The organism is Nocardia sp. Tas62D01, from assembly GCF_055232035.1.
The window spans coordinates 4,136,671-4,160,584 of the sequence record NZ_JBUYUZ010000001.1 but is presented as its reverse complement, the minus strand read 5'-3'; the positions used below and the strand labels follow the sequence as shown (position 1 = coordinate 4,160,584).

The 23,914-nt window shown below is 65.0% G+C and carries 19 protein-coding genes and 4 pseudogenes; 14 read left to right on the top strand and 9 right to left on the bottom strand.

Annotated features, from left to right (window positions below):
- Positions 1-77: 77 nt before the first annotated feature.
- Together ACV7NQ_RS20230 and ACV7NQ_RS20225 are read left to right on the top strand one after the other, a co-directional pair.
- Entirely contained in the window at positions 78-1,658 is a 1,581-nt protein-coding gene (locus ACV7NQ_RS20230) for an amino acid permease (protein WP_463361088.1), read from the top strand.
- A 136-nt stretch (positions 1,659-1,794) separates the two neighbouring features.
- Positions 1,795-4,095, top strand: a complete 2,301-nt coding sequence (locus tag ACV7NQ_RS20225; RefSeq protein ID WP_463361087.1) for a serine/threonine-protein kinase — start codon at positions 1,795-1,797, stop codon at positions 4,093-4,095.
- Positions 4,096-4,174: 79 nt separating this feature from the next.
- Here ACV7NQ_RS20225 and ACV7NQ_RS20220 read toward each other — a convergent pair whose 3' ends face one another.
- Entirely contained in the window at positions 4,175-5,146 is a 972-nt protein-coding gene (locus ACV7NQ_RS20220; RefSeq protein WP_463361086.1) for an ATP-binding protein, read from the bottom strand.
- 178 nt (positions 5,147-5,324) lie between these two features.
- Positions 5,325-5,606 carry an AlbA family DNA-binding domain-containing protein gene (locus tag ACV7NQ_RS20215; RefSeq protein WP_463361085.1) on the bottom strand — a complete coding sequence of 94 codons (282 nt, stop codon included), beginning with the start codon at positions 5,604-5,606 and terminating at the stop codon, positions 5,325-5,327.
- A gap of 317 nt (positions 5,607-5,923) precedes the next feature.
- On the opposite strand from ACV7NQ_RS20215, the gene ACV7NQ_RS20210 reads away from it, so the two are divergent.
- A complete protein-coding gene (locus ACV7NQ_RS20210; RefSeq protein WP_463361084.1) occupies positions 5,924-6,346 on the top strand; it encodes a DUF6924 domain-containing protein in 423 nt (140 codons plus the stop codon).
- A 205-nt stretch (positions 6,347-6,551) separates the two neighbouring features.
- On the opposite strand, the gene ACV7NQ_RS20205 is transcribed toward ACV7NQ_RS20210, so the two are convergent.
- Positions 6,552-7,352: a hypothetical protein gene (locus tag ACV7NQ_RS20205; RefSeq protein WP_463361083.1), complete on the bottom strand. Its 801-nt coding sequence runs from the start codon at positions 7,350-7,352 to the stop codon at positions 6,552-6,554.
- Positions 7,353-7,454: 102 nt separating this feature from the next.
- Positions 7,455-7,547 carry a helix-turn-helix domain-containing protein gene (locus ACV7NQ_RS20200; RefSeq protein WP_463361082.1) on the bottom strand — a complete coding sequence of 31 codons (93 nt, stop codon included), beginning with the start codon at positions 7,545-7,547 and terminating at the stop codon, positions 7,455-7,457.
- Positions 7,548-7,569: 22 nt separating this feature from the next.
- Between ACV7NQ_RS20200 and tnpA the strand changes: the two are divergent.
- The 3 genes and pseudogenes from tnpA to ACV7NQ_RS20185 form a co-directional block, all read left to right on the top strand.
- Positions 7,570-7,821, top strand: a pseudogene (gene tnpA, locus ACV7NQ_RS20195) (IS200/IS605 family transposase); the annotation flags it as partial.
- A 249-nt stretch (positions 7,822-8,070) separates the two neighbouring features.
- Positions 8,071-9,300, top strand: a complete 1,230-nt coding sequence (locus ACV7NQ_RS20190) for an IS110 family RNA-guided transposase (protein ID WP_463365473.1) — start codon at positions 8,071-8,073, stop codon at positions 9,298-9,300.
- A 20-nt stretch (positions 9,301-9,320) separates the two neighbouring features.
- Positions 9,321-10,097 (top strand): annotated as a pseudogene (locus tag ACV7NQ_RS20185) (ISAs1 family transposase); the annotation flags it as partial.
- A 519-nt stretch (positions 10,098-10,616) separates the two neighbouring features.
- On the opposite strand, the gene ACV7NQ_RS20180 reads toward ACV7NQ_RS20185, so the two are convergent.
- From ACV7NQ_RS20180 to ACV7NQ_RS20170, 3 genes and pseudogenes are all read right to left on the bottom strand, one after another.
- Positions 10,617-11,186: a tetratricopeptide repeat protein gene (locus ACV7NQ_RS20180; RefSeq protein ID WP_463361081.1), complete on the bottom strand. Its 570-nt coding sequence runs from the start codon at positions 11,184-11,186 to the stop codon at positions 10,617-10,619.
- A gap of 658 nt (positions 11,187-11,844) precedes the next feature.
- Positions 11,845-12,742: pseudogene (locus ACV7NQ_RS20175) on the bottom strand (IS110 family transposase).
- Positions 12,743-12,931: 189 nt separating this feature from the next.
- A complete protein-coding gene (locus ACV7NQ_RS20170; RefSeq protein WP_463361080.1) occupies positions 12,932-13,342 on the bottom strand; it encodes a transposase family protein in 411 nt (136 codons plus the stop codon).
- A gap of 432 nt (positions 13,343-13,774) precedes the next feature.
- On the opposite strand from ACV7NQ_RS20170, the gene ACV7NQ_RS20165 reads away from it, so the two are divergent.
- Both ACV7NQ_RS20165 and ACV7NQ_RS20160 read left to right on the top strand, forming a co-directional pair.
- Positions 13,775-14,044 (top strand): type II toxin-antitoxin system Phd/YefM family antitoxin, encoded by a 270-nt coding sequence (locus ACV7NQ_RS20165; RefSeq protein ID WP_463361079.1) that lies wholly within the window; start codon positions 13,775-13,777, stop codon positions 14,042-14,044.
- The gene (locus ACV7NQ_RS20160) at positions 14,019-14,492 is read left to right on the top strand and encodes a PIN domain-containing protein (RefSeq protein WP_463361078.1); all 474 of its coding nucleotides are present in this window, start codon (positions 14,019-14,021) and stop codon (positions 14,490-14,492) included. The genes ACV7NQ_RS20165 and ACV7NQ_RS20160 overlap by 26 nt, the downstream gene beginning before the upstream one ends.
- 12 nt (positions 14,493-14,504) lie before the next feature.
- Here ACV7NQ_RS20160 and ACV7NQ_RS20155 read toward each other — a convergent pair whose 3' ends face one another.
- Positions 14,505-15,134, bottom strand: a complete 630-nt coding sequence (locus ACV7NQ_RS20155; protein WP_463361077.1) for a transposase domain-containing protein — start codon at positions 15,132-15,134, stop codon at positions 14,505-14,507.
- A 532-nt stretch (positions 15,135-15,666) separates the two neighbouring features.
- Between ACV7NQ_RS20155 and ACV7NQ_RS20150 the strand changes: the two genes are divergently transcribed.
- Positions 15,667-17,400, top strand: coding sequence for a flavin monoamine oxidase family protein (locus tag ACV7NQ_RS20150; protein WP_463361076.1), 1,734 nt, complete (start codon positions 15,667-15,669; stop codon positions 17,398-17,400).
- Between the two features lie 320 nt (positions 17,401-17,720).
- Complete coding sequence (locus ACV7NQ_RS20145; RefSeq protein WP_463361075.1) at positions 17,721-18,986, top strand: ATP-binding protein; 1,266 nt, start codon at positions 17,721-17,723, stop codon at positions 18,984-18,986.
- Positions 18,987-19,001: 15 nt separating this feature from the next.
- Here the strand turns inward: ACV7NQ_RS20145 and ACV7NQ_RS20140 are convergent, their stop codons facing one another.
- Entirely contained in the window at positions 19,002-19,184 is a 183-nt protein-coding gene (locus ACV7NQ_RS20140; protein ID WP_463361074.1) for a hypothetical protein, read from the bottom strand.
- Between the two features lie 109 nt (positions 19,185-19,293).
- Here ACV7NQ_RS20140 and ACV7NQ_RS20135 point away from each other — a divergent pair, with 109 nt between their 5' ends.
- From ACV7NQ_RS20135 to ACV7NQ_RS20120, 4 genes and pseudogenes are all read left to right on the top strand, one after another.
- Positions 19,294-19,788, top strand: a complete 495-nt coding sequence (locus tag ACV7NQ_RS20135; RefSeq protein ID WP_463361073.1) for a patatin-like phospholipase family protein — start codon at positions 19,294-19,296, stop codon at positions 19,786-19,788.
- Between the two features lie 161 nt (positions 19,789-19,949).
- Entirely contained in the window at positions 19,950-21,104 is a 1,155-nt protein-coding gene (gene dusB, locus ACV7NQ_RS20130) for a tRNA dihydrouridine synthase DusB (protein WP_463361072.1), read from the top strand.
- Between the two features lie 85 nt (positions 21,105-21,189).
- Positions 21,190-21,495, top strand: a pseudogene (locus tag ACV7NQ_RS20125) (tRNA dihydrouridine synthase DusB); the annotation flags it as partial.
- A gap of 170 nt (positions 21,496-21,665) precedes the next feature.
- A complete protein-coding gene (locus tag ACV7NQ_RS20120; RefSeq protein WP_463361071.1) occupies positions 21,666-23,912 on the top strand; it encodes an LCP family protein in 2,247 nt (748 codons plus the stop codon).
- Positions 23,913-23,914: the final 2 nt, after the last annotated feature.

Genomic DNA, 23,914 nt, shown 5'->3' with positions numbered 1-23,914 from the left:
CCTCTTGCATGTGCCATTTCTCAGCGGTACGTTACACCGAATAGCGGTATGATCGGCATCACAGGAAAGGTCCCATCATGACCACCGTCCAATCTCCCCCGGACCCGGAAGCACGTACGCTTCATGCCGAGGACGCGGGCTACCACAAGGCACTGAAACCACGCCAGTTGCAGATGATCGCGATCGGCGGCGCCATCGGGACCGGACTGTTCCTCGGCGCGGGCGGCCGGCTCCACGACGCGGGCGCCGGCTTGTTTCTGGCATACGCAATCTGCGGCATCTTCGTGTTCTTCATCCTTCGGGCCCTCGGCGAGCTGGTGCTGCACCGCCCGTCCTCGGGTTCGTTCGTCTCCTACGCCCGCGAATTCTACGGCGAGAAGCTGGCCTTCGGTGTGGGCTGGATGTACTTCTTCCACTGGTGTATGACCGGCATCGTCGATATCACCGCGATCGCCACCTACGTGCACTTCTGGGGAGCCACCAAGGCGATCCCGCAGTGGTTGATCGCGCTGCTGGCGCTGGTCATCGTGGTCAGCATCAACATGATCTCGGTGAAGTGGTTCGGCGAACTGGAATTCTGGGCCGCCCTGATCAAGGTCGTGGCCCTGATCGCCTTCCTCGTCATCGGCACGATCTTCCTGGCCGGCAGGTTCACGATCGACGGCGCCACTACCGGGTGGAGCGTGATCAGCCAGCATGGCGGCCTGCTGCCACATGGCGCGATGCCACTGGTGTTGTCCACGACTGGCGTCATCTTCGCCTATGCCGCGGTGGAATTGATCGGTACCGCCGCCGGTGAGTCGGAGAATCCGGAAAAGATCATGCCGCGGGCCATCAACTCGGTCATCGCCCGCATCGCACTGTTCTACGTCGGCTCGCTCGTGCTGCTCTCGCTGCTGGTGCCCTACACGGACTTCAACTCCAAGACCAGCCCGTTCGTGACCTTCTTCGCCAAGCTCGGCATCCACGGCGCCGGGACGATCATGAACCTGGTCGTGCTCACCGCGGCGTTCTCCAGCCTGAACGCCGGCCTGTATTCGACCGGCCGCATCCTGCGGTCGATGTCGATGAACGGCAGCGCGCCCAGTATCGCCTCGCGGATGTCCACCGGGGGTGTGCCGTACGTGGGCATCCTCGCCACCGGCACGATCGCGCTGGCCGGTGTCGGCCTCAACGCGATCGTCCCGGCCCAGGCGTTCAACATCGTGCTGAACGTGTCGGCATTGGGCACCATGTGTGCCTGGGCGACGATCATCCTCTGCCAGCTGCAGCTGTGGCGGTGGTCGCGTGAAGGCAAGATGGAGCGCCCCTCCTTCCGCCTGTTCGGCGCGCCCTACACCAGTATCGCGACGCTGATCTTCCTGGCGGTGGTGGTCGTCATCATGGCCACCAGTTCGGACATAGTGCAGCGCGGGGCCGTTATCGCGATGGTGTGCGGCGTATTGCCGCTCATGGTCGGCGGCTGGTTCCTGGCCCGGCGCCGGGTACTCAGCCTGGCGGCGGAACGCGTCGGTTACACCGGACAGTTCCCGGTGCTGGCCGAGCGGCCGATGGAACACCGTGCCGAGCACGCCGTACAACACCGTGCCGAGCACGTTGCGGATCCTTCGGCAGCGAGTCCCGGCACCACGCCGGATGATGAGGCACAATCGCACTAATGCCCGTTGGTCCCGGTATCCGACCGTGACGCCACCGGGACCGGCCCCCGCCGCTCCGCAGCACGGATGCCCTCCGTCTGCGGAGCGGTCGGGTTTTTCCGGGTCAGTGCGAAAGTTCGAGGTTCTGAGAAGGCGAATGGCCGAGAATTCCAGTACATCCGGCCAGCCGCAGCCGTCACCCTGGGCGACCCGGCAGCTGCGCGACGCCACCGATGTGCCGCACCAATGGGCGACTCGGCAGGCTGTGGCCACCCAACCCAGTCCGTGGGAACCGGAGGAGAACTCAGAGCGGTCGCGCGCGGCCGAGCAGGATTCAGACGGGCGGTCCCGGCCCAGCGTGCGGCGAATCGGGGCCGGGCTGGTCACGCTCCCGCGGGTGACGCCGGTCGATCCGACCGCCGCGGTGTTGCGCAATCCCGAGGTGCCCGAGGACAAACGGTACTGCTGGAAATGTCAGCAGCCGGTCGGGCGCTCCGACAACGGCCGGCAGGGCACCTCGGGGGGCACCTGCGCACACTGCGAATCACCGTTCAACTTCCGGCCACTGCTCGAGCCCGGCGAGCTGGTCGCCGACCAGTACGAGGTGCGTGGCTGCCTGGCCTACGGCGGGATGGGCTGGATATTCCTGGCCCGCGATCGCAATGTCAGCAGCCGCTGGGTGGTGTTGAAGGGGCTGCAGAATCCCCTCGATATCGAGGCCCATGTGGTGGCGCTGGCCGAACGTCAATTCCTTTCGGAGATGGCACATCCGGCGATCGTGAAGATCTTCAATTTCGTCAAACACCGTTCCGCGGACGGGATTCCGGTCGGCTACATCGTGATGGAGTACGTCGGCGGGCGCTCCCTGAAGACCGAGCTGGATCTGCGCGCCCCGGACCACCTCCCGGTCGCCGAGGCCCTCGCCTACATGCTGGAAATCCTTCCGGCATTGGACTATCTGCATTCGTTCGGCCTGGCCTACAACGATCTCAAGCCCGATAACATCATGGTCAGCGAGGATGAGGTCAAACTCATCGACCTCGGCGCGGTCGCGGCCCGGCAGTCCGGTGGCAGCCTGTACGGGACTCCCGGATATCAGGCGCCGGAATTCACCCGGTCCGGACCCACGGTGGCCTCCGATATCTATACGGTGGGACGCACCCTGGCCGCCTTGACCATGACGATGCCGACCGACCGGCACAGCTACAAACTGCCCGACCTCCCCTCCCCCGACGACGAACCGGTGCTGCGCCGCTATCCGTCGTTCGCACGCCTACTGACGCGGGCCACCGAACAGGATCCCGCACAACGCTTCCCGTCCGCCTACGCGATGTACTGCCAACTCCTCGGCGTACTGCGCGCCGTCCTGGCGGAGGACACCGACCGAGACTATCCGCAGGTGTCGTCCGTATTCAGTGCTCCGCGTAGCGATTTCGGGATCGAGACGCTGATCCGGCAGTCCGACGGTATCGTCGACGGCGTGCGCCGGGCGGCCGCCCTCGATGCGCCGAGTGTCGTTTCCGCACTACCGGTTCCGCTGATCGACAGCGAGGATCCCAACGCAGATCTGTTGTCGCCGTTACTGCACGGCGATCCGCACCTGGCCCTGGACACGCTGCGCCAGAGCCGGGAGAACATGCGCACCGGAAAAATCGGCACACCCGAATCCTTCGAGTTGGAAGGCACTTTGACAGAGGTCCGCGCCTACCTCGATCTGGGCGAGGTGGAATATGTGCGGACCAAACTCGCCGACCTGCGGCTCGGATATCGCACGGATTGGCGCATCGAGTGGTACGCGGGCGTCGCCGAACTCACCAGCGGTGACCACGAAAAGGCCTACGAGCAATTCGATCTCGTGCATTCCATGGTGCCCGGCGAGATCGCACCGCAGCTGGCGCTGGCCGCGACCGCCGAACTCCTGCTCGATATCGACACCGAACATCAGGACCGCTGGGCGCGGGCCGCGACGGACTTCTACCAAGCCGTCTGGCATACCAATCGCGGCGTGGCGAGCGCGGCATTCGGCCTGGCCCGCCGGCTCGCCGACGACGGCGATACCGCCGCCGCCGTCGCCACCCTCCAGCAGGTGCCCGAAACCTCGCGGCACCACAACGTGGCACGCATAACCGCCTGCCTACTGCTGGTCTCACGTCCGGTCACCGACCTCACCCAATCCGATCTCGACGAGGCCGCCGACCGCCTGCGGGGCCTGCCCGACGAACCCCGCCTACTCCAGATGCAGGCCCTGGTCCTCGGCTCCGCGCTGGGCTGGCTGCGGCGCGGCCAGCGCCCGCAGGATCCGGACGCGACGATCCTCGGTCTCCGCTACACAGACGAAGACCTCCGCGAGGGAATCGAACTGCTACTGCGCCACATCGCCCGCGCGGCCCCGCGCAGGCTGCAGCGATACGCCCTAGTTGACCTCGCCAACTACCTGCGACCCTGGTCATGGTGGTGATCGGCGCCGAAGTAGTGGCCCAAACGCAACCACCCAGTCGGACGGTCCCCGGTCACCACCTGGATCCTGCCAACGGCCTCTACTCAGAGGTTCTGCGGTAACTGGTGGGCTTTCCTCTGCCGCCCAGCTGCTCGGTCAAGCCTCTGGACCGCAACTCGCGCAATACCTTACGGACGTTGGGAGCCGACAGATCCAATTCCTCCTTGAGTTCGGCCGCGCTCTTCGCTCCAAGCGCCAGTGCGTCATACACGCGTAGTTCGGTTTCGTTCAGGTCGTCGCCTGCCTGAACTCGACGGAAAGCTTCCTGGAGGATGACGGTGAAGCGAATGCCGGCATCCACATAATGTGCGGGCGGAAGCCCAGCCTCGGCCAGAGATGCGGTGACGATCGGGATGCCAGTTGCTAGTGCCTCGATCACGCGCGCTCCGGTTCCGGGGGTTCGCACATGCTGACAGATTGCGACTAATCGTGCGTTTCGGGCGGAGGTGACGGCATCACGGCCAAGTCGTTCCACGGTAATCCCGTACAGACCACCCGGGTTAGACACGATCAGGCGGTCTCTGCGGAGCCTGACTTCGACGGCCATACCCGCCGACCACTGGTCGAGGTCACGGTGGATCAAAGCGTTGGCGATGATCTCTCGAAACGCGATGTAGGGATAGGCAGGTCGGTCATGGACGGTCCCGTCCGGATTCGAGACGATCGTGGTGTCGAACGCTCGCCGCGCCCAAGCCAACGCTTCGTCCAACATCCGAGGAATCGCCCCGGTGATCGTCGCCTGATTCCGCGCCCTCGAACCTGCCGGATCGGTGGCAAGGGGTTCGGCCGAGGCTTGGATGACGAAGCGAGGGAACCACTCTTGCGGGTATACACCCAAAGCCAGCAGCCCTGCGACCGTAGGCGTCCCGTCGGCCACAGTTACACCTGCTCGGCGCAGCAATTCCCCATCGTCACGGAACCGCCCCAGCCCCTGTGGGTCCCGGTCTCGAGCTGAATGCATAAACGCATCCACGAGGTCGGTATCGAGATCGTCTCTGGTGGCACCGGCCACAGGCTGACGGTCGAAAAGCGGTGCCCGACGGGCTCCGAGGAACGCCTGCTCCTCCAAGGTCGATAGCGGGAAGTCTCCGTCATGGCCGCGCACATAGCCGACGCCCGTCGCGGTAACCCGGCACGGCTTGACTGAAGGGTCACACTCGTGGACCTGCGCGACGACGACGGTAAGACCGTCAACCTCGCCATCGCTGAGGGTGAGCCGTATCGGCGGCGTGAACGAAGTCTGTGCCTTGTGCGCCAAGCGCCTGCGGGTCATCGAGCGGCACCGGCCGAAATCCGGTCGCCTCGTCCAAGCCGAGGATGATCGTCCCGCCACCTGGATGGTTGGCCAGGGCGCTCAACGTCGAGGTCAGAGACTGCGGCAAGCCACCGGCCGCGGACTTGACCTCCACCTCGTCATGGTCGCCGCCCGTCGCGCGGAGCCGCTCGATCAATTCGCTCAGGCCCTGGCCCATAAGGCAAATATAACCAGAAATCAGTTACATTTGCCTTGATTTTAGTTATATTTTGCCAAGGTTCCAGCAACTGCGCTCCATCGCCGAAACGCAGCGTGCCTCGAGGCGACGCCAACCCGATCAGCGGGGGTGTGACGCACCCAGCCTCGGCGCGAGAATCCGAAGTACGGTCGATCTTATGCAACATGGTGCTTCGAACTCCCTGAGCGTGCACCGCGACGGGGCGGGCGAGCAGACGAGTTTCCAGAGCGCATGAGCGGGAGATGTGCTGTGATCATGGTCGCCACATCCGTTACCCTGGAAGGGATTCCACGCTCGTGATCATTCTGCCCGACATCGAGAACTCGCTTGTCGTACGCACGGACTTCTCCGATCAGCAGGCTTGGGAAGCCTGCCGTTCGTCGATCGAGACTTCCGCGGTCGAAGCTACCGGCGAGGCGGGCACGTTTGTCGAGTTCCTCGACAATCCTGAGTACCGCGACATCACGGTTCAGCAGTTTCTCGAGCTGCTCCCGGAAGAGGATGCCGGCACGTACCTGATGCTGGCAGACCAGCAGACCATGGCAAGTGATGAGCACCCGATTCTGGTTCTCGACCTTTTCGAAGAGGGGCGCGGCACAACCGCTCGTGTCGCTTCCTCCCAGCTATGGGAGGTGGTCGCCAACCTGGACGAGGCCAACATGGACATTCAGGACTACGTCGACGGCGCGGACGAAGACGGCGTATTCCGCAGCTTCTGATGACCTGTCTGCTGGTCAACCACGAGCAACAGAGGGCGGCCCGGCCGGCTCATGCAGCACCCAGGGAGCTCCGCCGTCATCGGGCTGGTACCTCAAAACATGCACCTCGGGTCGTCCAGCCAGATCGAGGAAAATGGGCAACCCACCCTGTACTTCCAGCCCATCCTCTGCGGCAACATCGGACGGTAGTCCGCGGTAGTGCCGATCAGACGCCGACCGGTGCCGCCGGGGGTTCGCCGGCGAGTTGCCGCAGATCGGCGAGACTGGGTGCTTCGAATTCGGTGGCCTCGGGTCCGACGACCCCGGACAGCCGATCCGCCGGAAAGGTGCGGCAACGGCTCAATGCCGCGGTGGCCGGTTGCCCGGCGAGGTAGGCGTCGCTGAACCGCAGTTGCCACAGTCCTGCCGCGACCTCGCCGGTGCGCCCGGCCTGCGCCCGCGGCAGATATCCGGCCGCATCACCGGTGACCGCGGCCCAGATGTAGCCGACGACCACCGAATCCAGCCGCACCGGCAGATACCGGACCGATGCGTCGGTGTCTGCGGCGTAGGTCTGCAGCGGGACGCTCACCAGCGGTCCCCAGCCCTCTGCCCGATCGACCGGTGTCCCATCGGGATACGTGCCGTCCTGGATCAGAGGGCCGTCGTCCAGGGGCGGGCCATCCGGATTGAGCCGATCCCACAGCTCCGCCAGGCTCGCAAACCTGCCGGGCCGGATATCGGCCGGGACAGCGCCCGCGGACGCGTCCTCGGGTGCACCGATCCACTGTTCGATGGCCGCGGCCGGGGCAAACCCGCGTGCGGCTGACTCGTTCAGCCTTGTCTCCCAGGCGATCAGGCAGTCGAGATCGTCACCGGCCACCGCGAGGCGGCGTTCGAAACCCGCGGCGTACTGGGTGGTCGCGGCCCACAGGAAGCCGATCACCTGACCGCGCCGGTGCACCGGCAGATAGATCAGCGGCTGTCGAGTCCAGCGGCTATAGCCGGTGGGGGTGCTGCTGGTCATCGGGATACTCCAGATCGGGTCTAGTCGATGGTATGTCCACTGTTCGATGCCGGCGGCGGGCAGCTCGCGAAGTTCGAGGAAATTACCTCCGACGTAATCCGCCTAATACACCACCCGCGCGCAACCGAACGCCTTCGTCAGCGCGATTCGCTGGCCGGGCTTCGGATAGACGCGGAAGTTGTACCTGCGCTGCACACGACAATTCTATCATTGGCCTATGGCGGACTACCATTCCATTCGCACTGGCAGACAGTGTGTTTTCGTGCTACACGCCAACTTGGTTTTCGTCACCAAATATCGACATCGGGTGTTCAGCGAACGCCACCTCATGCGCATGGAACAGGTCATGCGGGATGTGTGCGGCGACTTCGAATGCGAACTCATCGAATTCAACGGCGAGGCCAACCACGTCCACCTTCTCGTGAACTTTCCCCCGAAAGTGGCGCTGTCGAAGCTAGTGAACTCCCTAATGAGATGTAGCGGGTCGGTCGATCGGGCAGACTCGCTACTGGTAGCGGCTGGTAGGTGAGCACTGATTCGCCCCGGACTTCGAGTCCTGCTTTGAGATCGTGCCCCTGCCGGTCGGCCGGGAGAAATGGATCGCTGATGGGATGTCGTGCCTGCCGCATGACGGCGTGAGCACCGATTCATTAGGTCGCCGACGTTCTCCCGCACGCTGCCGGATTTGGTGTCCGACAACGATGAAGAGGGAACAGCTGTGCTGCTGGTCGGTGATGACTGGGCCGAGGACCACCACGATGTCGAGCTGATGGATGAGGCCGGGAAACGGCTGGCCAAGGCTCGATTACCGGAAGGGATCGCCGGGATCACCCGGCTGCACGCCATGATCGGTGAACACCTCGGCGACGACGCCGATGCCGCGCAGGTACGGATCGGGATCGAAACCGATCGTGGCCCGTGGGTCGCGGCGTTGATCGCGGCCGGCTACACGGTGTACGCGGTGAACCCGTTGCAGGCGGCCCGGTTCCGGGAACGCCGCAGCGTTTCGGGTGCGAAGAGCGATGCCGCCGACGCGCATACCCTTGCCGACATGGTCCGTACCGACGCGCACCAGTTGCGTCCGGTCGCCGGGGACAGTCCCGCCGCAGAAGCGGTGAAAGTTGTTGCGCGAGCACATAAAACGTTGATCTGGGAACGCACCCGCCACACGCAGCGGTTACGGTACGCGTTGCGGGAGTACTTCCCCGCCGCTTTGGAAGCGTTCGACGACCTCGACGCTCCCGACGCCCTGGAGCTGCTCGGCAAGGCACCCGACCCGGCCGCCGCGGCGCGGTTGTCGCTCAACCAGATCCGGGCCGCGCTGAAGCGGGCCGGCCGCCGCGGCGACCTCGACGCTAGAGCCGCCCGTATCCAGGCAATCCTGCGCAGCGAGCAGCTGGGCCGCAACCAGGTCATCGCGGCGGCCTACGCGGCAGGGACCCGCGCCGCGGTCGCGGTCCTGGCCACCCTCGACGAGCAGGTGAAAGTCCTGCAAGGGGAGGTCGAGGCCCATTTTGGCCGGCACCCGGCCGCTGAGATCATCTTGTCCCAGCCAGGACTGGGCAAGATCCTCGGCGCCCGGGTGCTCGCCGAGTTCGGGGACGACCCCACCCGCTACGCCAGCGCCAAGGCCCGCAAGAACTATGCCGCGACCAGCCCCATCACCCGCGCCTCGGGGAAAATGAAGGTCGTCGCGGCCCGGTTCGTGCACCAGGACCGGCTCGTCGACGCGCTGATGGCCCAAGCATTCAGTGCGCTCAACGTATCGCCGGGAGCCCGCGCCTACTACGACAAGCAACGCGCCCGCGGCCTAGCCCACCGTGCCGCCCTGCGTCAGGTCGCCAACCGGCTCGTGGGCATCCTCCACGGCTGCCTCAAATCCGGAACCCTCTACAACGAGACCACCGCCTGGACACACCACACCCAAGATCAACAAGCCGCAGCTTGACAAGCTAAGCCCTGGGATGTCTCAAAGGTGCCCGCAAGGCCAAAGCAGCGGCTTCGCATCTGGTGTCGATGTACGCACACCGCACCCGTCTGGTGCTGGGCCAGCTCGCCATCGACGCCAAGAGCAACGAAATACCTTGTTTGAGAAAACTTCTCAAGAAATTCCCGCGTATTCCGCTGCTGGTTGTCGTCGACGCCCTCCACACGCAGACAGCTGCCGCGAAACTGATCTGCCGGACCCTGAAATCGCATTACATAATGGTCGTCAAGGCCAACCAGTGCGGTTTGCTGGCCCGGATCACCGCCCTGCCCTGGGCTCGCGTCCCGGTCTGCGCGACCGATGACAGCCACGGCCACGGACGCGACGAACACCGCAGCTTCCAGATCATCGCCGCACCCCGAGGCATCAAGTGGCCGTACGCGAAACAGGTCATCCGCATCACCCGCGAACGCCTCGTAATCGCCACCGGAAAAACCAGTTACGAGGTCGTCTACGCGATCTGCAGCCTGCCCTTCGACAAGGCCCGGCCCGCACAGATCGCCTTCTGGATCAGATCGCACTGGGGCATCGAGAATTCTATCCACTACGTCCGCGATGTGACGTTCGATGAGGATCGCTCGACAGTAGCCGCACGCAGCGGACCGCAGGTCATGGCGACCCTGAGAAACACGGTGCTCAACCTTCACCGTTTCCACGGCGCCACCAACATCGCCGAAGCCAACCGGGAAACCGCCTTCGACCCCCACCGCGGAATCCATCTCCTCAACCCACAAACGCCCAGGTCACAGGCCGCTTAACGAGAACGCCGGAGCCCTGCGGTCGACGTGGTTGGAAACGGACTCAACGCAGGCGATCGGATGGCCGCCGAATCGGCAACCACCATTCCCCAACGGGGTCATCGAAACTCACGCTTATGCTGCCGACGGATATCTGCTCGACGTTCTGTGTGTTCTATCCCCGACGCGATGAATCGGGCTTGATATGTCCCGCCGCAATCAGCGTCGCGAACGCGGCGCGCTTGCGGGCGCAATAGTGTTCCCGATGCATTTGCATCGTGCGGTGGGCTTCCGCAATCGTCAGCGGCTGTTCGGGTGTCGAACACGACCATGCGGGCGGCCAAGCCGATATTTCCGGGCGGTGGCGGGCTGGGGGAGACCTGTGTCCGGACATTGCCGGTCGCCACGGTCCGATCGACCACAGCAACGCGAAAATGAACCCGATGCCGCCAAGGGCCACCAGCACCACCAACGCCAGATTCCATATGCCCATAACCGAAATCCTTCCGAACTGTATCGATAATTGTGGCAATGATGTTTCTAAAACCAGGTTCGCGGCCGGACCAGATTGGCGAGGTCCACCAGTCGGATTCGATGATCGGTATCTGTCGTGGTCTGGGCCAATGCGCACAGGCCGGCCTCGAGGCCGTGACGCACGCGAATCATCTGCAGGCACGCCTCGAACTCGAACGATCCTGGCGCGCCGGTCGGTGCCGTCCATGCTCGGTCCGGCATCCGTTGCAGCAGATCTAGAGCCTGGCGAGGTTGTGTGTGCTGCAGGTTGGCCAGCAGTGCGCAACTCGGATCCTGGCTGCCGACCTGCGGTACCGGCAGCGCCGCGACGACCTGGTATCCGTCGAGTGAGGCCCGGCGGGGTTTACCGTCGAACATGCCGTCGAGCTGCACCACCAGCATATCGATGCCGAAATCGCCTCGTGGGCACCCGAATTCGCCCGATGTCCCGCCCCGGCTACGGTCGTGATCGAGCATCCCTCCGGCCTCGGCTCCATGAGCTCCGGCCGTGCTGGGAACCGCGGGTCGGTCCCCGGGGTCGATCGGATGTCCCGAGGCCCGGATCGAGCCGGGGGTCCGGGTGAGTTTCAACGTCATGCCCACTCGCTATGGTGCGAAACGTGCCACTGTTTTATGTAATGTACCGCTGATTTATGGCACATAACAAGAGGTGTTCGCGAGATTCTGCTGCATCGAGTCGCGGAGTTCAGTTGCCGGCTGTGATCTTTCGCCGGCCACGCCGGTGTCGCCTGGTCGGTGACCTTCGAACCGAAACTGCTACTCACACGCCACTTTTGGCACGAATCACCTGCGCCGACGCAGGTAGTCAGCTCGCCGATCTGGTGGCCATCCCGCATGACGGTGAACGACTGACAGGCTGGGCTGCGTCAACCTACTGATGTGCCACCGTTACCACCTGGTGACGCACGGACCAGCCGTAGCGACGCCTCTATGTCCGCTTGCCGAACGACCCGCAGCGCGGCTACCGAATGTCCGCCAGTGCGCCGCCCTTCAGGGCGGTGGTGAAGGCGGATGTGGGAGTCGGTGCAGCGGGTGAGCGTGTCCTACACTGGGCGGTCCTGCTGCTCAATGTAGTGCCGTAACACGCTGATCGGGGCACCGTGCACCGATCCGGCGAAGTAGGAGCCCCCTCACCACAGGTGTTGCGCGCGTCAGTAGTGCTGCACCAGGTCGGGGAACTCTTGGCGCAGCCTGGGTGATGACACGCCTTTGAGACATCCCAGGGCTTAGCTTGTCAAGCTGCGGCTTGTTGATCTTGGGTGTGGTGTGTCCAGGCGGTGGTCTCGTTGTAGAGGGTTCCGGATTTGAGGCAGCCGTGGAGGATGCCCACGAGCCGGTTGGCGACCTGACGCAGGGCGGCACGGTGGGCTAGGCCGCGGGCGCGTTGCTTGTCGTAGTAGGCGCGGGCTCCCGGCGATACGTTGAGCGCACTGAATGCTTGGGCCATCAGCGCGTCGACGAGCCGGTCCTGGTGCACGAACCGGGCCGCGACGACCTTCATTTTCCCCGAGGCGCGGGTGATGGGGCAGCGCGGCCCGGATCTGGTTGAGCGACAACCGCGCCGCGGCGGCCGGGTCGGGTGCCTTGCCGAGCAGCTCCAGGGCGTCGGGAGCGTCGAGGTCGTCGAACGCTTCCAAAGCGGCGGGGAAGTACTCCCGCAACGCGTACCGTAACCGCTGCGTGTGGCGGGTGCGTTCCCAGATCAACGTTTTATGTGCTCGCGCAACAACTTTCACCGCTTCTGCGGCGGGACTGTCCCCGGCGACCGGACGCAACTGGTGCGCGTCGGTACGGACCATGTCGGCAAGGGTATGCGCGTCGGCGGCATCGCTCTTCGCACCCGAAACGCTGCGGCGTTCCCGGAACCGGGCCGCCTGCAACGGGTTCACCGCGTACACCGTGTAGCCGGCCGCGATCAACGCCGCGACCCACGGGCCACGATCGGTTTCGATCCCGATCCGTACCTGCGCGGCATCGGCGTCGTCGCCGAGGTGTTCACCGATCATGGCGTGCAGCCGGGTGATCCCGGCGATCCCTTCCGGTAATCGAGCCTTGGCCAGCCGTTTCCCGGCCTCATCCATCAGCTCGACATCGTGGTGGTCCTCGGCCCAGTCATCACCGACCAGCAGCACAGCTGTTCCCTCTTCATCGTTGTCGGACACCAAATCCGGCAGCGTGCGGGAGAACGTCGGCGACCTAATGAATCGGTGCTCACGCCGTCATGCGGCAGGCACGACATCCCATCAGCGATCCATTTCTCCCGGCCGACCGGCAGGGGCACGATCTCAAAGCAGGACTCGAAGTCCGGGGCCAATCAGTGCTCACCTACCAGCCGCTACCAGTAGCGAGTCTGCCCGATCGACCGACCCGCTACATCTCATTAGGGTCTTGCCGTCCATCGACACCACCAGCAACTCTCCGTTCCCGCCGGCGGTCACGGCCAATTCGGCGAAATACGCACCCAATCGGCGGTCCAGATCGGCAGCATCCAGGCTCGACAAGACTCGCCGAAAGGTCCTCTCCGAAGGACGACTTCGGCGTTGATGCCCCAACCCGGCCAACACCTCCGGTGGTGCGGTGCGGGCCCAGCAGGCAAACCCCGCATAGCCGCGCATCCCGGCCGCGACGGCCAGGATCGCCATCGCCAACAACGCCACCAACGGGTACCGCCTGCCACGCGGATCTCGGGGATCGGGCACCGATGCCAGCACCTCGAGGAACTCCGAATCCACTACATCCACCCTGTCGGCAACCTGCCAGCGATCCAGGGTTTCGGAAGTGGGCGCGACAGGCGATACTGCTACAGCGGGCACGGACGACTCCAGTGACGTTCTTGTGTGGTAACTCGATCCTCACAGAGTCATCCGTGCCCGCCCACACGAAACACCAAGAGCCACGCCCTAATTCACGCCGACTCCCCGCAGGTCACAGACCTGCCAGTCGAGAATGCCGGAGCCCTGACGTCGACCGTGTCCCACACCGGCAGTGTGATCACCAGTCGCGTCGACCAGCACGTCGCCGGCACCGAACCACGTCGATCCAGTTCGAGACAGATCTATCTCATCTCTGGGTAAGTTCGCGGTCGCGTGCGGTTCACGGCCAATTCGGACGTTTCAGTGTGCCACCGGGTGGCACATGGTGGCACATGGGAGTAAGGTCGGGATATGTCGGCGTTGTCGGAAATTACCCAACGTGACCTGCGTAACCGGTCTAAAGAGATCATGGACGCAGTCCAGCAGGGTCAGTCGTTCACCGTTACGCGGGATGGCCACCAGATCGGCGAGCTGATCCCACTGCGCCGGCGCAGGCGATTCGTCTCCAGAGCAGAGTTCGCGGCGATGTCACGCAGCGCACCGGGAATTTCCATCGACGCGTTCCGCGCTGATCAGGACGCTACCGCTGACCACGATGCGAACGACCCGTATGCCCGCTGAATACGACCAAGGCCTCCTCGACACCAACATCATGATCCTGCGGAAATGGATCAACCCGACAGAACTGCCCGCGGAGATGGCGATCAGCGCGATCACCCTCGCCGAGCTATCGGCCGGACCGCACGAGGTTCGCCGCAACGACGAACAAGACGAGTACGACGAGCACATCGAGCGCGCCCGACGACTTGATGTCTTGCAGCGCGCCGAGCACGAATTCGATCCGATCCCCTTCGGAGCCGAGGCGGCCCGCGCCTACGGCAGGGTCAGTGCAGGTGTCATCAGCATCGGACGTAAACCACGCCGTCGGGTAGCCGATCTCATGATCGCCGCCGTCGCAATCGCCGAGAACCTGCCTCTTTTCACCACCAACCCAGACGACTTCCGCGGCCTCGACGACCTGCTGGACCTGGTTCCCGTGACCCGGCCGGTTGTTCCGCTGTCGCGCTAGTTTTCAAGAGTCTCATCTCTCGGTTGCGGCGGCACTCAGGGCACGCGGATGCAGGAGCTGCCCGCGTTGAGTCCGTTTCCCACCAGGGCAAGCATCGACCTCCGCGGTCACGAACACGTGGGTTGCGCACTCGGCCAACGCGACCACCCGCGCCTTCGGGAACGCCGACCGGTTCTCCCCGGACCCGGCGTAACCGAACTCGGCGGCGTTGGCGTCGGTGTCGGGCAGGTCGACCTCGAACCCGTCGATCGCCATCAACCGCCATTCCCGCAGCCACACACCCCGCGTGAACCTGGTCGCCACCGGTTGGGCGACCCCTCGAACACCTCGGACATAATGTTGCGGTCCAACCGTTTCCGCGCCGGCGTGATCCGCTGGCCGTGGGCACAGTCCACGCGGCGTCCCAACACCCCCACCGCGACAACGACCCCGTGCCCCTCGTGGCGACTTCCTATAATCGTCGTCGCTGAACAGGCACAACGCCATCATCAGATACGCCGTCACATGCGGCGGCAACTTGCCACCCGACCGCTTCGACTCCACCCCGCACGCCGCCACCGCCGCATCGACCACATCCCGGGGCACCGCGTTCACCACCACCCCCAACGACACCATATCCGGCGTCACCACAACATCATTCACGCCGGCATCGTCTCGAGATCCCAACAAAAACTTGAGCCCCACCGCCGAACAACCCACAAAACCCCAGCTCAAGCCTCAATCAGCCACAAGCTACGTGGCATTGAGGTCGAGCTTCCCGTCAGCCGTCATCTGCGCAGGATCTACTACGACACCTCTAATCGCAATCCGCACGCGTTGCGTTGCGCGGTCGACACGTTGGGCTCGCAATCCCGGCGCAGTTGGCGGTCGACACCGGGATCGCTGAAGACCACCGCGTATGAGCCTCTGCACGAGGCCGTCCACTCGCCGCGCAGGCCCCGGACCTGCAGATAGTGCTGCTGGCTGCGAAAAATGCCGGGCACGAACATGTTTCGGTGGACGGCGCCACCGTAGCGTACCGGCAACTCGTTCAATGAAATGTAACTTACCGGCAACTTATCGGCAACTGTTTAGCGGTGCGAACGACCCCGTCGGGTAGTGGGCTGGCAAGCATGGCAGCAGCTTTCACAGTACCGTCGGCGCAGCAGGCCCAGCTTCCGCATTCGGCAGCGCGATGAGCAGCCTGCCGGGGCCTGCTGTCCCGCCCACTGTGCACGAGGTAACCGACCCTGTCTCCTGCGATGCGAAGAAGCCGATCACGATGTTCGGACCCGACTTCCCGTTCGCGTACGACGACTACCTCGTCCACCCGGCCGGTATCGGGTCGGTCCCACATGCGGCCCGGGGTACTGGGGTGGCAGTCATCGGCGGAGGTTTGGCAGGGCTGATAGCTGCGTACGAGCTGCTGAAGATGGGGCTCGCGCCGGTTGTGTACGAGGCCGATCAGCTCGGCGGGCGGATGCGCTCCACGCCGTTCCCGGGCGTTCCGGAGGCGCTGGCCGAGCTGGGCGCGATGCGGTTCCCTCTGTCGTCCGCCGCTCTGTTCACGTACTTCGGCACGATGGGCCTACGGACCGAGCCGTTCCCCAACCCGCTGGACGCCTCAACCCCCAGCACCGTCATCGACCTCGAGAGGGTCTCGCACTACGCGAGGACTCTCGACGACCTGCCGCCGGTCTACCACGAGGTGGCGAACGCCTGGGCCGATGCCCTCGACGACCCGGCGAACGGCGTGGAGTTCTCGCAGATGCAGCACGCGATGCGCGAGCGCGACACGGCGACGGTGCGCGAGATCTGGTCCCGGATGGTGCATCGGCTCGACGATATGTCCTTCTATGGGTTCCTCGCCCAGTCGCCCGCCTTCAAGTCCTTTCATCACCGCGAGGTCTTCGGCCAGGTGGGATTCGGCACCGGAGGCTGGGATACCGACTTCCCCAACTCGATGCTGGAGATCCTGCGTGTGGTCTACACCGGCGCGGACGACTACCACCGGCGCGTCGTCGGTGGCTGCCGACAACTTCCGCTCCGGCTGTGGCGTGCCCCGCAGGACACGGAGATCGTGCACTGGCCGGTGGGGACGTCGGTCCAGTCGCTGCACCCCGGCGGCGTCCCGCGTCCCGCGGTGACGCGGATGTACCGCACCCAGGACGGCATCACGATCGCCGACGCGGACAACGAGATCCGGACGTATCGGGCCGCCGTCTTCACTGCGCAGAACTCGATGATGCTGTCGAAGATCAAGTGCGACGAGGCGTTATTGCCGACCGACGTGTGGACGGCGGTGTCGAGGACGCACTACATGGGTGCGTCGAAACTGTTCGTCGTCGTGGACCGGCCGTTCTGGCTCGACCCGAGCCCCGACTACCCGACCCGGGACACCATGTCGATGACGCTCACCGATCGCATGCCGCGCGGGGTGTACCTGCTGGACGAAGGGCCGGGAAAGCCGGGCGTCATCTGTCTGTCCTACACGTGGGCCGACGACTCGATGAGGTTCGTCCCGCTCTCGCGCGAGGAGCGCCTCGAGGTCGCCCTCGAAGCCCTCGCGGAGATCTACCCGAGCCTCGACATCCGCTCACACATCATCGCGACGCCGCTGACGGTCTCCTGGGAGACCGAGCCGTACTTCATGGGCGCGTTCAAGGCGAACCTGCCCGGCCAATACCGGTACCAGCGCCGCCTGTACACGCACTTCATGCAGGATTCGCTGCCAGACAGGCAACGGGGGTTGTTCCTGGCCGGCGACGACATATCGTGGACGGCCGGCTGGGCCGAGGGCGCGGTCACGACGGCACTGAACGCCGTGTGGGGCGTCATGCGCCACCTCGGCGGATCAACCCACCCTGAGAACCCCGGACCCGGCGACCTCTTCCCATCGATCGCACCGCCAATACTCGACGACTGCTGAAACCGCGAGGCCATCGACGTACTCGCCACCCAGGACCTGCAAACGCTCGCGCGGGAGCGACAGCGCGTCGGCAAGTTCGTCGACGGTGTCGGCGACGATGGGTTTTTATCTGGCGGGACGCCGTGCTGATAGTTCTCGACGGGTTCGAGCTGCCGATCGGTGATAAACCAGGCACTGCCGGAGTGGTCGGCCCAGATGGTGTGCGCAACTCTCGCAGCAACGAGCAGAGGATCGGCAGGTTGGTAGCGGAGCGCCCGGCTGCTCGGTAGCATCATGTCGGCAGATTGGTAATGAACTTTACGGCAGATCGGTAATAAGCGATGAGTATGGACCAGCTGGTTCCGCGGGCGGCTAGTGCGCTATTGCGGGAACTTGCCGCTGCATTTCGCATCGTGATCGTCAACGGACCCCGTCAGGCCGGCAAGACGACGCTGCTCGAACTCTTCCACCAGGATGTGGGTGGGACCATGCGTTCGCTCGACGATGCGGATATGCGCCGATCGGCTGATCTGGACCCGGTGACCTTCGCAGACCAGAAGCCCCGGCCGCTCATCATTGACGAGGTCCAACGCGGAGGCAACGACCTGATCCTCGCAATCAAGCGAGCGGTAGACACCAACCGGAGCCGTGGTCAATACGTGCTGTCCGGGTCCTCTCGCTTTCTGACGATCCCGACCCTGACGGAGTCCCTGGCCGGCCGGACCGTCTTCATCGAACTCTGGCCGTTTTCCGCCGCTGAGAGGTTCGGCGCGGCACCGGACTTCATCGATCAGATATTCACCGAGCCCGGCCGGCTCGTCGGATCCGAATCTTCCTGGAGCCGCAGGGATTATCTCGGTCTCATCGTGGGTGGTAGCTTTCCCGAAGTTGCCAGCTTGACCTCGCCCCTGGCGCGGCGCGCGTGGTACGACGCCTATGTCGAAACCGTTGCGATGAAGGACGTTCAAGAGTTCGCCCAAGTTCAGCGCATTACGGACCTGCCGCGAATGCTGGAGCTGATCGCCGCTAGAAGTGGCTCCAGCCTTGTGCTCAGCGACCTCGCAGCGTCCCTTGGCATCACCCACAACACCATCCGGACATATTTGTCCTATCTGGAGACCGTCTTCATTGTCGACGAACTCACGGCGTGGTCTACCAATCTCACCAGCAGAGTCACCAAGAGCCCGAAGGCTTTCCTCACCGATTCGGGGCTGGCCGCGCATCTTCTTCAGGTGTCCGTCGATGACCTTGCCTCAGCAGGCAACCGCGCTCTCGGCGGGCTGGTCGAGACATTCGCATTCTCCGAGCTGCTCAAAATGCGAGCCCTGACGACTCGAGGATTCAGGCTCTACCACTATCGGGACCGGGACGGCCGCGAGATCGACTTCATCTGTGAGGGTCCCGGCGGAGGCATAGTGGCAATCGAAATCAAGGCATCGGCATCACCACGCAGCTCGGACACCCAGCACCTGGCCTGGCTCAGAGACAAGCTCGGCGCCCGTTTCGTCGCAGGCATCGTTCTCTACCTCGGAAACCACGGCCTTTCATTGGGCGACCGACTGTACCTGCTGCCGATGTCGGCCCTGTGGGATCACCGAACCGGATAGCCGGCGGGATGGACGTCAGGAGCCCGGCTTGCCGATCGGGCCGGACCCGTCGGCGCCCGGCAGCTGAGTGGCCGGTGCGGTGACGGGTTCGCTGGCAAGTTGCCGTAGGTCGGCGAGACTGGGTGCTTCGAGTTCGGTGGCCTCGGGTCCGACGACTCCGGACAGCCGATCCGCCGGGAAGGTGGGGCAGCGGCTCAATGCCGCGGTAGCCGGTTGCCCGGCGAGGTAGGCGTCGCTGAACCGCGGCCCGATCCCGTGCCGCCGCCGCAGCCCTGCTGCTCTTCCCGCGAACTACGGAGACAGTCCTATGACCTTTTATCGGACCCGCGCGCTCGTTCTCGGTGGCGGCGGACCACTCGGAATCGCCTGGGAGACCGGGCTGTTGGAGACGTTCCGTCGGCGCGGAGCCGATTTGTCCGGCTCCGACCTCATCGTGGGCACCTCGGCGGGATCTGTGGTGGGTGCGGCGCTCGCCCTGGGCAGGGACCTGGCCGAACTCGCCGGGTACGTCAAGGGCCCGCTGCCGATACCCGCGGGCACCGGCAGCGACCTTACCGGGTTGCGGACGCTGGCGGCCGAAACCTCCACGGCCGCTGCGACTCCCGAGCAGGCGATGGTGCGCATCGGTGCCTTCGCCCGCCGTGCCCGGACCGTGGACGAGGCCGACTACCTGGGGAGGCCGGTGTTCGCCCGCTTCTCCGGCATGCCGTGGCCGAGAGGTTTCCGCTGCACCGGAATCGACGCTCACACCGGCGGTGCTGCCGATGGTGGAGCCGCATTGTTCGGCTGCCAGCGTGAATGAATCGGAAGCTTTCGGCGTTAACGTCGTTCTGCGGGTTCCATGCTCGCCGTGGTGTCGAGTTGTCGGGGCTCCCGCCACAACCACCCCCGACGCGTCCGCACCCCACCCAGACCCAACGCCTGCAGGATCCCGCCGCCGCCGAACGGGCGGCAGCATGGAGAATGGCTATCGTGCAGAACGCCCAGAAGGAAGCGTGTGTACGGATCGGCCCCTACCCGGTTGATCCGCCAGTCGTGCTTGCTCCGATGGCCGGAATCACCAACCTGGCGTTCCGCAAGCTGTGCCGCGAGTTCGGCAGCCCGACCGCGATCTACGTCTGCGAAATGATCACCGCTCGCGCCGTGGTCGAACGCAATGAGAAGACGCTCCACATGATGAGCTTCGACGAAGGGGAACATCCGCGGTCGATGCAGCTCTACGGTGTCGACCCGGCAACTCTTGGAGAGGCCGTACGGATCATCGCAGGGGAAGGTTGGGCTGACCATACGGACCTGAATTTAGGGTGTCCTGTTCCCAAAGTGACCAGGCTGGGCGGTGGTGCTGCGCTTCCCTACAAGCGCAGGTTGTTCGCAGAAATCGTCCGTGCGATGGTCAAGGCCGCCGAACCGGCGGGTGTGCCGGTCACGGTCAAGTTCCGAATCGGTATCGATGACGACCATCAGACCTTCATCGATGCTGGCCGTATCGCCGAGGCCGAGGGTGCCGCAGCGGTCGCATTGCATGCGCGCACGGCTGCGCAACGCTACTCGGGCACCGCCGACTGGACAGCCATTGCCCGGCTCAAAGAAGCGGTGACGAGCATCCCGGTACTCGGCAACGGCGACATCTTCTCTTCGGCCGACGCGGTGGCGATGATGGCGCAAACCGGCTGCGATGGAGTGGTCGTAGGCCGCGGCTGTCTCGGTCGCCCGTGGTTGTTTGCCGAGCTGAGTGCGGCCCTCCGTGGAGAACCTGAACCGACCCCACCGAACCTCGGTGAGGTCGGCGGAATACTCCGTCGGCATGCCGGTCTGCTGTCGGAGCACCATGGCGAGGACAAAGCCATGCGCGATCTCCGCAAGCATATGGCTTGGTACTTCATGGGCTTTCCGCTCGGCGCTGAACTCCGCCGCAGTTTCGCGACCGTCTCGTCGCTGACCGAACTTGACGATCTGATCGGTCAGCTCGACCCCGCTGTACCGTTCCCGAAAGATGCTGAAGGACCACGCGGGCGGCAAGGATCTCCCGGCAAGGTCGCCTTGCCACACGGCTGGCTGGACAATCCTGACGATCTAACGGTGCCTGCGGCTGCCGATGTCATGCATAGCGGTGGTTAGCAATCTGCCCCTTGGGCTGGCGGTTCTCACGGCGCCAGGTCCCCGGGGGCAGTTGCCCGGTGCCGAAGGTCACCCGCCTCGGCGGCTGCTGTCCGAGCATTTCGGCGAAGACAAGGCCATGCGCGATCTGCGCAAGCACATGGCCTGGTATCTGATGGGCTTTCCGGTCGGCGCGGATCTGCGCCGCTGCTTCGCCACCGTGTCGCGGCTGACCGAATTGCGGGACCTGATAGGACAACTCGACCCGACCGCCCCGTTCCCGAAGGACGCCGAAGGACCGCGCGGACGGCAGGGCTCGCCGGGCAAGGTCGCACTTCCGCACGGCTGGCTCGATGACCCGGACGACCCCGCCGTGCCCGCAGGCGCGGATCTGATGCACAGCGGCGGCTGAGTCCTCGACCAGCGGTCACGCGCCTCGAAACACCCCAGTGGCCGATCCGATTTCGCACTCGGCTGGCTCCTCGTGGCGAAATCGTTATCATTGGCGGAATCGGTCATGCCGGTCGAAACCGACCGTGGTGTTGAATAGCCAGGCGTCGAAACGAAAAGCGAGGTTCGTTGGTGGGTGACGATCGGCACGGGCGTTCGCCACGGCCCGGAGGTCGCGCACCGTGGGAGCGCAATCCCACGGCGGATTACACCGAACGAGACGGCTCGCGGGCGTCCCGGCGGTCCAGGCATACCGACGGCGCCCCTGACACCGGTTCGGCGCCGCTGACGGTGCAGGATCTCGTCCAGAAGGTCGACAACGAACGCAGCGGGCGCAAGCGAGCCAACCGACGGTCGGAGGCCGCGCCACCGCCTCCCGCGGAGAGTGCCCCACCACGGCAGGCAGGCCCCACCGCAGCACGCGGAACCGGTACAACACCCCGCGGAACCAGTGCCACACCCCCCGGAACCAGCGCCACACCCCGCGGAACCGGTACGACACCACCGCGCCCGCCAAACGCCGCGCCGCGGCGCCCGTCGGACCCTGCCCCGGCCCAACCGTCGAATCCGACCATACGGCGCGCCACCTCCTCGCCCGTCGTCGAAGACATCGCCGCGGGCGGACAGCCCACAACCTCCCGACCAACTACCAGGCGACGCGACACGCCCGAGGACAGTCGGCGCTCGGCCTTGGGCGCGCCGGGCGCGCAGGAGCCGCCCGAGGTCGTCACCGACGTCATCCCCCCGGTCATCGAGCCGACTCGTACCAAGCGTCGCCCAGCAGCATGGCCGACAACCGGATCCGACAAACCCGAGACCGCCGCACAATCGAAATCCGTCGGCAAGCCGCCGCTGTCCCGGCTGGCTGCCAGCAAGCAGCGCCGCGATAGGCGACTGCGACTCGCCGGGCGCGTCACCCTCATGATGTGCGCGGTGCTCACACTGCTCGTCACCGGCGGTGGCTGGAGCTACCTACGCTCGACCGCCAACGGCTTCACCCAAGTCAACGCACTCGACGACCACCCGGAAGACGTGGTGGACGCGGGCGGGCAGCTAGGCGACGAGAACTACCTGATCGTCGGCACCGACACCCGCGCGGGCGCCAACGGGCAGGTCGGGGCGGGCTCGACTGCGGACGCCGAGGGCGCCCGGTCGGACACAGTCATGCTGGTGAACATTCCCAAGAACCGACAGCGGGTCGTCGCGGTGTCGTTCCCGCGCGACCTCGACGTCACCCGGCCGCAGTGTGCGGGCTGGGACAACGACAAGGGCACCTACACCCAGGACAACTTCCCCTCCGCCATGGGCGACAAGCTCAACGCCGTCTACGCCCTCGGCGGCCCGAAATGCCTGGTGAACGTGATCCGAAAAATGACGGGCCTGAGCATCGGGCACTTCATCGGCATCGACTTCGCCGGGTTCGAGACGATGGTCGACCAGGTCGGCGGCGTCGAGGTGTGCGCGGCCAAGCCGGTCGTCGATGAGGTTCTCGGCAACGTGCTCGATACCGCTGGCACGCAGCGGATCGACGGCGCGACCGCGCTCAATTACGTACGCGCCCGGCACGTCTACGGCGAGGAACGCAGCGATTACGACCGGATCAACCGGCAGCAGCGGTTCATGGCGTCGCTGCTGCGCGGCGCGATGTCCAGCAAGGTGCTATTCGATCCGGGCAAGTTGAACGGCTTCATCACCGCGTTCACCAGCCACACCTTCGTCGACAAGGTCACGCCCACCGATCTGCTGACGCTCGGTCGCTCGCTGCAGAAGGTCGACGCGGGCGCGGTGACCTTCCTGACCATTCCGACCGCGGGAACCACCTCCTACGGCAACGAGATTCCGCGCGAGTCCGACATCAAGTCGATCTTCCGCGCGATCATCGATGACCAGCCGTTGCCCGGTGAGAAGAAGCAGACGCCCGCACCATCGTCGAGCTCGACGGCTCCACCCGCACCGCCGCGCGTGATCGCGGTCGATCCGAGCTCGGTATCGCTGTTGGTCTCCAACGGCTCGGATACCGCGGGCGCAGCCAGCAAGGTGGCCACCAAGCTGAGCAACCAGGGCTTCCCGATTTACAACACCGGCAATTACTCCGGCGGCACCTCGCCGACCTCCAAGATCCGGTACGCGTCCGGGCACGAGGCCGATGCGGCCACGGTGGCGACTGCGATACCCGGGGCGACTCTGGAGCAGGCCAGCGATCTCGGCGGCATCATCGAGGTGGTGATCGGCGGCGATTTCGCGGGGACGGTCAAGGCCCCGACACCGGTCGGCGACCCGATCACCAATGTGTCCATCAGCGCACCGACGACTGCGGCGCCGGTCACACTGCCTGCGGATCTGGAGCACGTCAACGCCGGCGACGAGAGTTGCAAGTAACC